Origin of the sequence: Aliikangiella sp. G2MR2-5, assembly GCF_015687155.1 — a bacterium.
In the GTDB taxonomy this organism is placed as follows: Bacteria; Pseudomonadota; Gammaproteobacteria; order Enterobacterales; family Kangiellaceae; genus Aliikangiella.
Genome location: NZ_JADPQF010000001.1, coordinates 1,615,864 through 1,629,877, shown reverse-complemented (window position 1 = coordinate 1,629,877; position 14,014 = coordinate 1,615,864). Strand labels below are relative to the sequence as shown.

Here is a 14,014-nt window from a genome sequence, read left to right as displayed (position 1 = left end):
TGTTAGAACCGATAATTCAAAGTAAGGAAGTATTCGGTGCCTACGCCGCCATTGGTGTAAGCATAAGAGTTATAGAAAGGCCATGACTCCCACTTTGCTTTCTCTGGAGGTCTGCTATTAGTCAAGTTAGCAACTGTTAGACTGGCATCGAAATCATCAGAATAGCGATAAGCCAGGTGCAAGTTTGCTTTTGTATAGGCTGGTGTGCGGGTGTCGCCATCCCAGGTTAAAGTACTGCCAACTCGATTAAAGTACAAAGTCGTGGTCCAGTCAGAATACTCCCAAGAGGTGGTCAATGTTGCTCTATGTCGGTACGGATATTGATACCAGCTAGTGTCGCGAGCTTTTTCGTCTACGGGTTCGGTTTTTAGTACCTGGACTCGAATTTCGTCAACATAGCTATAATCAAGACCGATGTAGAACTTGCCAAAATCTGACACTTCCCATTCATAGTCGACTCCCAAATCAAGACCGGTTTGCTCCTGTAGGCCCATATTAATCGAACTAAGGAAAACTTCGCTAATAGGATCTATATCGGATGGAACTGGCCCTTGTTGCCTTTGAATACGACTATAGAGTTCCTGACAGTATTCAGAATTACTGTCTACGGGATTACCTAGCATATCAAATCCAAGGCGACATTCCGCTTCCAGTTGCGAATAAACTGAAGCACTTAATGTAGTGACCATGTTCTCGATATTTATTCGATAAACATCTAATGTAATATCTAGATCATCAATGGGTGACCAGACAATTCCAAAGTTTGCCGAGAACCCTGTTTCTTCTTCCAGATTGAGGTCTCCCTGAGTATTTTGTCGAGTAGTCACAGCATCGGCTTCTACACTGCATTGTTGGAAGTTGGCAAAAGCAGTTTCTGCCGTAGTCCCTAAATCAGATAAGCAGGTGTAGTAGTCCGTTGTCGAGCCAAAATACTGGTTATTATCCGCAAATAATCGATGCAAGTCTGGAGCACGGAATGTTGTGCCATAGTTGGCTCTAACCAATAAGTCATCTGTTGGTCGCCACGCGAGTCCAAGCTGAAAAGTTTCTGCTCCGCCAACATTGGAGTCATCCTGATAGTCGTCATAACGAGCAGCAACCGTTGCTTCTAGAGTATCAGCTAATGGAATCAGAAACTCCGCGCCAACAGCATAGTGATCTCGATCTCCGCGTCCACCGACACCTGACCAGCCAACGTATTCTCCAGCATCGGTAACCGGATCAATATCAAGGTTATATCCCTGCTGGTTATACTCAATCACTGTTGCAAAACTGATTGGGCCGGCGTATGTTTCTCCCAGATCGCCCGAGACTTCAAAGCTCACGCTACGAGCGTAACTGCCTCCTTCTGCGGTGGAGAATCCATAAAGTCCATCGAGCTCTCCACTATTATAGTATCCGTATAAATCTAGACCGTTAGCGGAAGTGAAACCGTCTGCCTGGAAGTCGGAGGGCTGCATAAGATAAGTGTTCCAGCTATCCAGGAATCGGTTTCGATCTGGGTCATTACCGTCTACCCCGAAAAATGCCGCCAGACCACCGAGTCGACTAAACTTGGCAATTGACTCTTTGTAATCATAGTCTGATAAGGAAAAGGCCAGTTTGTAGTCGAACTCTTCGGTTAAAGCGCCTTCAAATCCGAAGTTAATCATCACCGCATCTTCATCAAAAGCTTGTTCGTTAGGAACTTCTTCTGGCGCAAAAGTCCGCTGGTAATAGATATCATATAACCAGGAAGGGTTTTCTGCAGTAATATCGTCAACAACTGATACCTGTTGCCACCAGCTGGTATACCAAAGCTCTGCATCAGCCTCACTTTGCCAGAAAATTGCGGAGGCAAAAAATTCGGTATCATTGTTGATTTGCTGAGTATAGTGAGCAAAAGCACTTAATCTATCCCTGGGGGCTCTGAGGGCCCGGTCTCCGGTACTATCATGACCGCAAAAGTTGCCTCTCTCTGGTCGATTGGAATAGTCAAAATTAGGATTTGTTTGACAGGCTGTTGCGCCAGGATCCTGGTATGTCCAGTTATCTAACCAGGTGGAGCTAGCTGAGTCCCAGCGCCCCCAGGGGTAGGCGACTAAAATATCCCTGTCATTGACCAACCATGGATCTTCTGCCGGCGAGTCACTTGCTTCGTCAAGCCAATCACGGTCATGGCCGAACAGGCCGTTGCGTTTGTCAATTTCAATGCCATAGAATAGGTTTGAAGACTCCCAGGAAACACCACCCATAAAATTCAGTCGGTGGGTTGAACCTCCGCCGTCTTTAGTGTCTGTGTAGCGATAGGAAATCTGGTTTCCTTCGTAGCTGTCTTTCAAGATAACGTTAATAACACCAGCGATGGCGTCGGAACCATAGATAGCTGAACCGCCAGTTGAAAGATATTCCACCCGATCAACGGCCGTTGTAGGGATCAGGGCGAGGTTAACAAAGTTATCTTCACCACCGTAGGGTTTTGGATTGCTTGGTAAACGATTGCCATTAAGCAATACTAACGAGCGTCCAGGTCCGAATCCCCTGACATTGACGGCTTGTGCAGCTGCCGTAAAACTGTTGGTTTCCTGTTCGTCAAGCACTCCGCCGGTATTTGCAGTCATGCTCCGAATCGCTTCATATACATTGGCATGACCCTGCCGTTCAATTTCAGCTGCGGTAACCGTAATAACCGGAGCTACGCCTTCAATATCTGTTTTTTTGATCCGAGAGCCGGTAATAACGACTTTATTCTCTTTTTCCTCATCATTGTTTTCCAGTGCATCTTCTGCTGCGATGATGCTAAAACTGGTAGATAGCAATGTCGATGAACCTAAAATTAGCGCTATCGACTTTGCTAAAGTCTTTGGTTTCATAAGATTTACCCCTTTTAAAAGCTTATAAATCACTTAGTTAAAGTTTTTGCTGTGGCCCTGTTTGTTACTTCAGGTGTGGGAGAGATAAGTCAGACGTAATTTGTCTAAAGTACGAGCTAAGAAGCTGACTATCTCATGCATAAATAAAATACATTAAAATTATATTGCGCACAATATATTGTATGTGGGATTCAATGAATTTAATTGTCAAAGAATGTTGCAACCTATATTTCTTGTAGCGACTGGCCACGGACTATTAGCCTTTGGGTGGGAGTGCCAAGTAGGTTCAGCAGGTGTTTTGTGAGCTAAGTTATCGGGTAAAACTCTTTGAATTAACCCAGGTTTTCAGTTTTCGTTCGAGGATTGGAAGAGGAAGGCTTCCATCGATGAGCAATTCTTTATGAAAAGCTCGAATATCAAAGTCTTTGCCTAGCTTGCTGGATGCATAGGTTCTCAATTTTTGGAAGGTACGCTCGCCCAGTTTATAAGCTAGTGCCTGCGCGGGAATAACCATATATCTTTCTACTTCGGCAACAACGTCTGATCGTGCCATCGAAGAATTTTCCATCATATAAGCAATTGCTTTTTCTCTAGACCAGCCTTTGGCATGGATTCCGGTATCAACGACGAGCCGCATTGCACGAAGCTGTTCGTCAACCAGTCTTCCATACCACATGATAGGATCATTAAACAGCCCTAATTCTTTTCCCAGACTTTCAGCGTAAAGTGCCCAACCTTCTGCGAAAGAGGTGTAGCTGTTAAATCGTCGGTAACTGGATAAGTGCGAAGACTCTTGCTGAATTGCAATTTGAAAGTGATGTCCGGGAGCGGCTTCATGCAAGGATAAGGTTTCCACCAGAAATCTTGGTTGGGCTTTCAGGTTGTAACTATTAATGTAAAAAATGCCTGGAACTTTGCCATCCAAAGAAGGACTCTGGTAGTAGGCTCCCGGAGCCGCTTGTGCACGATAGGACGGGATGGTTTTAACAACATAGGATGCCTGTGGAGCAAAGCTGAATAGCTTGTACAGTTGCCCGTGAATTTTTTCTTGAATGCCCCTATAGGCGTTTAGTAATTCTGCTTCAGAGTTGAAATAGTAATCATTATTTTGTCTCAAATAGCTAAAAAATTCTGCCAGGCTTCCTTCAAATTCTAGTTGTTCTTTCACTTGAGTCATTTCATTTCGAATTCTCTTGACTTCCTCTAGCCCCAACCGATGGATCTCTTCTGTTGAGAGCTCACTGGTGGTGTATTGGCGTACCAAAAAGCGATACCAATTTTGACCATTCTCAAGTTGGCCATAGCCTGCAGTTTTTCGAGAAAGCGGTAAATATTCTTTTACCAGGAAGTGATAAAGCTTTTGATAGCTGGCTATTATCGTATTTTCAACGGTGGCCTGGTATCTGCTAGCAAGTAAGTATTTTTCGTGGACAGACAAACTCCGAGGAAGATTTTGAAGCGGTTGATAGAAAATATTTTCAGATGGCGAGTAGCTTAAATGAGCTGCTAATTGCGCTGCAATTTTTTTTACAATTGCTTCCGGATGAGTCGTGCCTTTTTGGGCTCCTTCTCGCATTGTATTAATTGCACTATCGACCCATAGTGAAAAACCCTGGGCGCGCTGAATAAATCTTTCGTAATCTCTAAGTGTTCTGAAGGGCTGGGCGGACTCTCCTGATCCTAGCAGAGCAAACGCATTGTGCGCTCCAAAAATTTGGTTGAATGGCAAATAGTGTGAAGGGTAATCAAAGCTTTCGATCGCAATCTCTAGATCATGTTTGAATAACTCGTAAGTTAGCTGTTCTTGATAAGTCAGCTTCTGAGGAGATATGTTTTTTAGTTGCTTAAGATACTTTTTTAAAAAATCGACTTCTTTTTGGCGATTGGTCAGGGTTATTTCGGGAAGAAAAAGGTGATTATAGTCACTGACTCCGAGCAAGGTTGCTTTTAGAGGGTTAAATTTAAGCGATTCACTGGAGAAAGCGGCTATTAAGTTATTAACATCAGGAGGCTGGGCTTTTTCACTTTGCGATACGGAGTGAGTCATGGAAGCACAACCTGCAATACACAAGCTCAATATTATCAGATAAAGTTTAAAAATTAGATAAAGCCTGGAGGTGCAACTTTGCAGATGACTTGTTTGAATGTGACTTGCGCTATAGTCGTCCATACTCTAAGTATAGACAGCGAAAAATTGATTAGGCGGAAAAGTTTTCCGATTTGAGATAGATCATTAGCTATCAGTGCTTGGTAACGCTGTAGGTGTCTTTGCTTGAGTGTTCTCGCTTAAAAGTGGTTGTTACCACCGGCGATGTTGATATGTCGATAGCGACTTGATGGAAGTACATTTCCGTGTTGTCAAACAGGCTGCTCATCTTCACAGATCGGAAAAGTGACATAAGGACAAACTTGATTATTGAGTTGTCAGCAATTCGTGACAAAATCGCAATCTGTTCTTCATCGGTTACTGAGTGGTAATGCTTAAAATGAGGAATAACTTTAGACTCTGCGCCGACAGTGACATCCAGCTTCTCCATCATAAAGCCGGACTCTTTAAATAGTGCATCGGAATTATTAAGTTCAGAAATTACTGCTTTTATCCGATCGGTATTCAATGAAGAGCTATCTGGTGCGGCCTTGGCTGATTCGTCGGAGTCTTCAATTGAAGATTTTTCACCCGTTTTTGGTCTAAAGTGGTCAAGTAGTTCTTTGAACATTGAGCAGATACCAGAAATTAATGTGTAAGGTCGATACCTGCTCTAGTGTAACAGGCCAGTATTAATGTTCAATGATTTATGTTCCGTGCCAATAGTTGGTTTCCAATATCATGTTTGAGAGATTGCATATAACGACAAAATCTAAACGGGCGTTTGAATTTTGCTGCCAACATGGCCTAATCTAGAGGAAACGCGGCCAGGTCACTGATTATGGAGGCTGTTAAACCAATTAAATATAAGACAGCTGCAGTAAGACCAATTAGTATCTACCGAAACAATCGAAAGAATTGTTCATCTATAAAAATAATAACGATAAAGAAGAAAGGCGGCACATCCGAATAAATATTTAAGTCACACAAGGGGGACAAATGACCTTATACCAGGCATCTCAGGCTAAGGATAACTGTGGATTCGGTTTAATCGCTCAGCTTGATGGTCATCAAAGTCACAACTTGATTCAAACAGCAATTACCGCTCTGGAGCGAATGACTCACCGTGGTGCAGTTCATGCGGATGGAAAAACTGGAGATGGTTGCGGAATTTCCATTCAGTTATGCGAATCCTATTTTCGAAAAGTAGGCGAGTCTCTCGGCTATAGTCTCGGCGCCAAATTTGCTGTTGGTCAGGTATTTTTAAACCCGGATCAAGCAGAAGCCGCTCATAGCAAAAAGATTCTTGAAGAAGAACTTGAAAAAGAAACGCTGACTATTTGTGGGTGGAGGAAAGTGCCCATAGATACCAGTGTTTGTGGAGAAAATGCGCTAAAAACTTTGCCCGTAATAGAACAGATCTTTGTTAGTGCACCGCCAGGCTGGGGTAAATACGATCTTGAAAGACGACTTTTTATGGCCCGTCGACGTGCAGCCGATCGTATTAAGGATGAGCATTATTATGTGGTATCGCTATCCAACTTAATGATTGTCTACAAAGGGCTGGTCATTCCCAGGTATTTAAATCACTTTTATCCTGATCTGGCTGACAAGGCTATGCAGAGCGCTATCTGTCTGTTTCATCAACGCTTCTCAACTAACACGGCGCCTTTATGGAAGTTCGCGCAACCATTTCGCTTTCTTGCCCACAATGGTGAAATTAACACCATATCAGGTAATCGTCGCTGGGCGAAAGCACGCCAGCCAAAACTCTATACACCATTGTTACCCGATCTGGGGAATCTGGAGCATCTGGTCAATCAGACTGGTTCTGATTCCTCGTCTCTGGATAACATGCTGGAAGTGTTGCTTGCTGGAGGTATGGATATCTTTAGAGCACTTAGAATGCTGGTTCCGCCAGCCTGGGCCAACCGAAGTAACATGGATCCCGAACTGAAAGCGTTTTATGAATTCAACTCAATGCATTCAGAACCTTGGGATGGACCAGCGGGAATCGTGATGTCCAATGGACAACAAATCGCGTGTACTTTGGATCGCAATGGTTTAAGACCGGCCAGATATGTGATCACAAAAGATCGAATTCTCACCGTAGCCTCTGAAGTTGGTGTCTGGGATTACGACGAAGCGGATGTAATCGAAAAAGACAGAGTTGGTCCTGGAGAGATGCTTGCGGCTGATATTTCCACCGGAGAGATCTGGCGTACCAATAAAATCGACGATATGCTCAAAGGTCGTCATCCGTATCTTGAGTGGTTAAGAGAAAATACCATTCGATTGAGGAGTAATCCCTGGTTAGAACGTCAGGGCGCGCAAAAATATATTGATGAAAGTCTCAAGAATTTACCGCGATTTGAAAAATTTTTCGACGTTTCCATTGAAGAAAAAGAACAAATTATACGCGTCATGGCTAACCAAAGTCAGGAGGCGACTGGTTCTATGGGAGACGATACTCCAATTGCAGTGTTATCCAATAAACATCGAAGTTTATTCGATTATTTCCGACAACAGTTTGCCCAGGTAACAAATCCTCCAATCGATCCGTTACGAGAAAAGGCTGTCATGTCGCTTGAAACCTGTTTCGGGCGTGAACACAATGTTTTTCAGGAAACCAATGGGTTGGCATTTCGGGCGATTATTGGCAAACCTATTCTTAATTACGCAAAATTAAAACAGCTTGAAGAGCTGGATCAAAGGTATTATCGACAGGAAAAACTGTCGCTCAATTATGATGAATCTGACAGCCTTGAAATTGCCATTCGAAAGCTGGCTGATAGAGCGGTTGAACTGGTCAAGGATGGAGCTGTCATTCTTCGATTGTCAGATCGTGCTATCACTCAGGGGCAACTTGTAATTCATGCCGCTCTGGCAACTGGTGCGGTCCATAATCGATTGGTTGATGAAGGATTGCGCTGTGATGCAAATATCATTGTGGAAACCGGTACTGCCAGAGACCCTCATCACTTTGCGGTTTTAATTGGCGTAGGTGCAACAGCAATCTATCCTTATTTAGCGATTCAAATTATTAATAATCTTCATCTTGAATCACAGCTGGACTTCGATCTGATCGACGCCAGAAGAAATTATTTTATCGGTCTGAATAAGGGCCTGTTAAAGATAATGTCAAAAATGGGAATTTCCACAGTAGCCAGTTACCGAGGTGCGCAATTATTTGAAGCCGTTGGACTGGATCAGGAAGTGATTGATCTTTGTTTTAAAGGTGTTCCTTCTCGCATCGGTGGCGCCCGCTTTGAAGATTTACAGGTGGATAGTCAGATTTGCGCGCGCAATGCCTGGAGAGACTCTGTCAAAACACAGCGTAATGGCCAACTAAAATACGTGCATGGAGGAGAGTATCATTGTTACAACCCCGATGTGATTCAAACGCTTCAACGGGCTGTTTCTTCTGGTAGTTACGAGGAGTACCTCAGCTATGCGAACACTGTCAATGAGAGACCTGTTGCTACTCTGCGAGACCTACTAAAGCCAAAACTTGCAGAATCAGCACTGAGTGATGCACAGGTAGAAGCTAAAAGCGAAATTATGCGTCGTTTTGATTCCGCTGGAATGTCAATCGGTGCATTGAGCCCGGAAGCTCATGAATCATTGGCAATTGCTATGAATCGCATTGGCGGTCGTTCAAATAGCGGGGAGGGAGGAGAGGACCCTGCAAGATACAACACTGAGCGAGTTTCCAAAATTAAACAAATTGCTTCAGGACGATTTGGGGTAACCGCAAGCTATCTGGTTAACGCCGAAGTTTTACAAATCAAAATTGCGCAGGGAGCCAAGCCCGGTGAAGGAGGTCAATTACCAGGCAATAAAGTAACGCTGGAAATTGCCAAATTGAGAAATGCGACACCCGGCGTCACGCTAATTTCACCGCCGCCGCATCATGACATCTACTCTATTGAAGATATAGCGCAATTGATTTTTGATCTGAAACAGGTTAATCCAGATGCACTCATTTCAGTTAAGCTGGTTTCTGGACCCGGTGTCGGCACAATCGCCGCCGGTGTTGCCAAAGCCTATGCTGATATGATTACCATAGCCGGTCATGACGGCGGCACTGGCGCCAGTCCACTTACATCGGTTAAGTATGCTGGTACTCCATGGGAACTGGGGTTAGCAGAAGCCCATCAAGCTCTGATTGAAAATGGTTTGCGCGACCGAGTCTGCCTGCAGGTAGACGGGGGACTTAAAACGGGACTGGATGTAATCAAAGGTGCAATTTTGGGGGCAGATAGTTTCGGTTTTGGTACCGGTCCCATGGTGGCGCTGGGGTGTAAATATTTAAGAATCTGTCACCTTAATAATTGTGCAACAGGCGTAGCCACTCAGAACAAAACGCTTCGCAGCCAACACTATCTCGGTTTACCGGAAAAGGTCATTAATTATTTTGATTTTATTGCGACAGAAACACAGGAGTGGTTAAAAAAACTTGGAGTAGCCAGTTTAAATGAGTTGGTTGGTCGCACTGATCTGTTAGATGTTGTTGAAGGAAATACGCGTAAACAGAGTCGCTTGAACTTGCAGGTGATTCTGGACTCAGCCAAACGTCCGAGTTCAGGTGCACCTCACTACCTGGGAACCAAAAATACGCCCTTTGACAAAGGAGAGCTCAACCAGAAAATTCTGCAAGATGTTAAAGCCAATATTCACCTGGAGAGAGAACTTGATTTTACTTATACAATTAAAAATCATGATCGCTCAGTTGGTGCAAGTATTTCAGGCTATTTTGCCAAGCAGCAAATTAATAAAAGCCTAACGCTTAACTTCAAAGGAATCGCGGGTCAGTCATTTGGTGTTTGGAATCAGGCAGGTATCGATATTAACCTGCAGGGAGACGCTAATGACTATGTTGGTAAAGGAATGTCTGGCGGGAGTATCGCTATATATCCGCAGGACAATATTCAGTACGTCGCCAGTCGTGGTGCGATAATTGGCAATACCTGTCTTTACGGTGCCAGTGGCGGACAATTATTTGCCGCAGGGCAGGCTGGTGAGAGATTTGCAGTTCGCAATTCCGGCGCTGAAGCTGTCGTAGAAGGTGTTGGCGATCATGGCTGTGAATATATGACCGGCGGGACTGTAGTCGTTCTCGGTCCGGTAGGGGAAAACTTTGCTGCAGGAATGACAGGTGGAGTTGCCCTGGTGCTTGACTTACGAGAAACACTGAATAAACGAACCAACTTCGAGCATGTCGAATTGCTCTCACTGGTGGAGCCAGAATGTGAATCTTACAAAGATGATCTGATTCGATTGATAGATCGTCATATTGAAACAACGCACAGTCCTCAAGCTCAAAAAATTCGCAACAATCTCGCTCATTATCTGGATTATTTTATGGTGGTTGTCCCCAAAACAACCGGGCATGTGATGACGGAAGTGACACCTTTGAGGATTGTAAAATGAGCCAGCAGGAAAACAGTGTGAAGAAAATAGATCCGCTAGAGTTCTTGAAGCGGCCTCGCAGTGAAAACAAAAAAAGAGACGTCTGTGAAAGGAAAATAGACTTTAAAGAAATTTACATCGGCAAAGAAGAAGCTGAACTAACCACTCAAGCAGCACGTTGTCTAGACTGTGGAAATCCCTATTGTGAGTGGCGCTGTCCATTACATAACTATATTCCTAACTGGCTGGAATATGTGAGAACGGAAAAGTTTGAAGATGCTGCAGCACTAATGCACGAAACTAATCCGCTGCCAGAAATTTGTGGAAGAGTTTGTCCGCAAGATAGACTTTGTGAGCAGGCATGTACTTTAAATACCGGCTTTGGTGCAGTGAATATTGGTGCGATTGAAAAAAATATTTCTGATAGAGCACTTAAAAATAACTGGCGTCCGGACTTATCCAAACGTTCTATGACTGATAAAAAAGTGGCCGTTGTCGGAGCTGGACCTGCCGGGCTAGGGTGCGCGGAGCTGCTAGCCAGAAACGGCGTTAAGCCTGTAGTGTTTGATCGATATCCCGAAATTGGCGGACTTCTTACTTTTGGCATTCCAGGATTCAAACTGGAAAAATCTGTTATCAGAAAGCGACGAAAGTTTCTAGAAGATATTGGTGTAGAGTTTCAACTTAATACGGAAGTTGGAAAAGATATTTCTGAAAAGCAGTTAAAAGAAGACTATGATGCACTGTTTCTAGGGATGGGGTGTTATCAAAGTGTGACCGGAAAATTACCGGGCGCAGACGCTCAGGGGGTCCTTAAAGCGTTAGATTTTCTGATCGGAAACGTGAATAAACAGGAGTCCTATGCAATGGATGAATTTCCATTCCAGAACTTGAGAGACAAGAAAGTTGTTGTTCTGGGGGGCGGTGATACAGCAATGGATTGTGTGCGATCAGCGATACGTCAAAACTGTCATTCTGTCACTTGTATTTATCGGCGGGATCAAGAAGCGATGCCGGGTTCTCCTTCTGAAGTAAAAAATGCTATGGAAGAGGGAGTCAATTTTGAGTTCAATCAACAGCCGTTGAGAATTATCGTTGAATCGGGGAAAGCAACAGGTGTTGAAGTCGCTCGGACCCGACTGGTAGAAAAAGAAGGTAGCGATAGGATGTCGTTTGAAGTAGATCAAACTGATACTTCAATCATTGAGGCGGATATCGTTATTATGGCGTTTGGCTTTAATCCGAGTCCGGCAAACTGGTTTAACGAATTAGGGGTTACTTGCGATGACCGGGGGTTGGTAAAGACAACTCAGCCTTCAACCAGTAACGAGGTTGGTATACAGCAAACGGAAGCTGAAGGAATATTTGCCGGAGGTGATATGGTGAGAGGCGCTGATCTGGTAGTTACCGCAATCGCGGAAGGGAGGCAGGCTGCTAAAGAAATTCTGGAGTTTTTAGAGGTTTGAACGAGTAGCTTGATTGTGTCTAGCTATGTCCTAAATGTTTTGTAATTTGATTTAGTTTATTTATCTAGTATTCGTCTGTTTTGATAGACGAATACTAGAGAGTTAATTTTACTATTTTTTCGTCGAGTCCTTGCTTTTCTACGCTTCAGCAGGTGGGATATAGGGATTTTTTTGAGAACCCTGTTTGACCTTATACATTGCCAGATCAGCTGTTTTTAACAATACTTCTGCCTGCTTTCCGTGCTCTGGATATATTGAAGCTCCGATTGAAGAGTTGATCACAATTGTATTATGATCATCTAGTTCAATCGGTTGAATAAGTTCGCTGAGTACTTTTATAGAGATGTTTTGCACGGCATCCCGCCCGTTTACATCATATAGCAGAACGACAAACTCATCCCCTCCGATACGAGCAATGACATCACTATCTCGACATACCTTGATAAGTCGTTCTGCAATTGATTTTAGTACGATATCTCCCGACTCATGACCGTAACCATCGTTAATATCTTTAAATTTATCCAGATCAATAAAAAGGAGACCAAGCTTGTTATTGTTTCGTTTAGCTTGTTTCAAGGCGTGATTGAGTTTTAAATAGAAAACACTTCGATTATTCAGGCCGGTCAATGGATCGGTGTAGGCTCTGACTTTTAGTTTTTCTTCGAGAAGTTTCTGTTTGGTAATGTCGACTGCAGTTGAAATAATATAGGTTTCACTGGATGTTTTATCATTCACCAGAATATTTTTCCATTCACATAAAATTCTTTCGTTATTTTTATTTAGATTCCATTGCCTGGTAGTTGTTGGTCTTTTATCGTTGAATGAACTCTCTACAAAATTTTTAACTTCCGCAATTTTTTCTGGTGGCAGGAGAAGACTGTATGCACTTGCACCGATAACTTCAGAAGATTGCCATCCAAAAATAATTTCGGCTTGATGATTCCAGCTCTTGATAATGCCATTATTGTCACTGACAATTAACGCACTTGGTGAATTATCTACAATGCTCTGCAGCTTTACCTCTTCAGCGAGTAGCTTTCGAAAAAGAGAGTAGACGAAAATGCCAAGGAATATTAGACAAATAATAAAAACAATCGCAGAGGCAAACCAGGGACGGTATTCATCCAGATCAATTTCGCTGACCGGGGAGTAGATAAAATTGTCAAGCTGGTAAGTCATGTCGAGCAGTCCCTGACTTTGATAGGTCTTAATGATGTGCTTCCAACGGCCCTGATGCATATAACCTGGCTCGACAAGTTCCGGTTGCATCAGTCTTCTCATTTGACTCGCTTCAAACCTTAAGTGATCAATACTGTGACGCTGACTGTATCGTTGATATATTAGCTGGATTATTTCTTCCGGATTTTCCATTGCGTAACGCCAGCCTTTAAGTGTGGCCTGGCGAAAAGCTTCAACTCTTTCAGGATGAGATTTTATTTCATTTTTGGTGGTAAACAGATTGTCACCATAGAAGTCTATTCCGCCCAGTCTTGGTTCAAAAAGTATATATTGATGCCGTTTTTGATTAAGTATGAATGGTTCGTCCGTGACATAGACAGACATTGCTTTAACTTTACCTGAGACCAGATCATCGGTATTGAAGGTATGGTTAATAATATTCAGAGCAGATTTGTCCAGTCCTTCAAGCTTCAGGTAAGCAAGTAGCTCTGCTGAATTAAGTTCGATCATTATTGGCGAGTTGGCTATGTCGAGAAGGGTCGTCAGCTCGCTATTTTTGCTAACAGCTATGCCAAGGGGAGAGTGTTGAAAAATGACCGCAAGCACAACTACAGGGTCACCATTGGCATGATTAAGTATGAGCTCGCTGGTGCCTACTCCATATTCGGCATTACCGCTGGTGACTTCTTCAACGGGATCAACCCCTTGTCTGGCTTCTTTAATAACTACATCCAGTCCGGCTTTCTGGTAGAAGCCTTTTTCACGTGCAGCGTAGTAGCCTGCAAATTGAAATTGATGCTTCCATTTCAATTGCAAAGTGACGGTTTCTGTTGAATGGGAAAAGCTGGAAAAAAGCGACAGGCTCATGACAAGCGTAATAAGGATATTATGCAATAGGTGACGCGTTTTCACTAATTACTCTTGAGAAATATTTTGGCTATTTTATTGTTTTATAAGTACTTTTCTTGAAGTTCAGTAAAAATTGGGGTCGAACTGCTGGCAAATCACTAATTGGAACA

General features: G+C 43.3%; 6 protein-coding genes. 2 read left to right on the top strand and 4 right to left on the bottom strand.

Annotated features, from left to right (window positions below; genetic code table 11):
• Positions 1-2: 2 nt before the first annotated feature.
• The 3 genes from IYN84_RS06670 to IYN84_RS06660 form a co-directional block, all read right to left on the bottom strand.
• Positions 3-2,852 (bottom strand): TonB-dependent siderophore receptor, encoded by a 2,850-nt coding sequence (locus IYN84_RS06670; RefSeq protein ID WP_196138369.1) that lies wholly within the window; start codon positions 2,850-2,852, stop codon positions 3-5.
• Positions 2,853-3,162: 310 nt separating this feature from the next.
• Positions 3,163-4,899, bottom strand: a complete 1,737-nt coding sequence (locus IYN84_RS06665; protein ID WP_210330310.1) for a DUF885 family protein — start codon at positions 4,897-4,899, stop codon at positions 3,163-3,165.
• Between the two features lie 193 nt (positions 4,900-5,092).
• On the bottom strand, positions 5,093-5,569 hold the full coding sequence (locus IYN84_RS06660; protein ID WP_196138367.1) for a hypothetical protein: 477 nt from the start codon (positions 5,567-5,569) through the stop codon (positions 5,093-5,095).
• A 368-nt stretch (positions 5,570-5,937) separates the two neighbouring features.
• Between IYN84_RS06660 and gltB the strand changes: the two genes are divergently transcribed.
• Both gltB and IYN84_RS06650 read left to right on the top strand, forming a co-directional pair.
• Positions 5,938-10,371 (top strand): glutamate synthase large subunit, encoded by a 4,434-nt coding sequence (gltB, locus tag IYN84_RS06655; protein WP_196138366.1) that lies wholly within the window; start codon positions 5,938-5,940, stop codon positions 10,369-10,371.
• The gene (locus IYN84_RS06650; RefSeq protein WP_196138365.1) at positions 10,368-11,816 is read left to right on the top strand and encodes a glutamate synthase subunit beta; all 1,449 of its coding nucleotides are present in this window, start codon (positions 10,368-10,370) and stop codon (positions 11,814-11,816) included. The genes gltB and IYN84_RS06650 overlap by 4 nt, the downstream gene beginning before the upstream one ends.
• A gap of 138 nt (positions 11,817-11,954) precedes the next feature.
• On the opposite strand, the gene IYN84_RS06645 is transcribed toward IYN84_RS06650, so the two are convergent.
• Positions 11,955-13,907: a diguanylate cyclase domain-containing protein gene (locus IYN84_RS06645; RefSeq protein ID WP_196138364.1), complete on the bottom strand. Its 1,953-nt coding sequence runs from the start codon at positions 13,905-13,907 to the stop codon at positions 11,955-11,957.
• Positions 13,908-14,014: the final 107 nt, after the last annotated feature.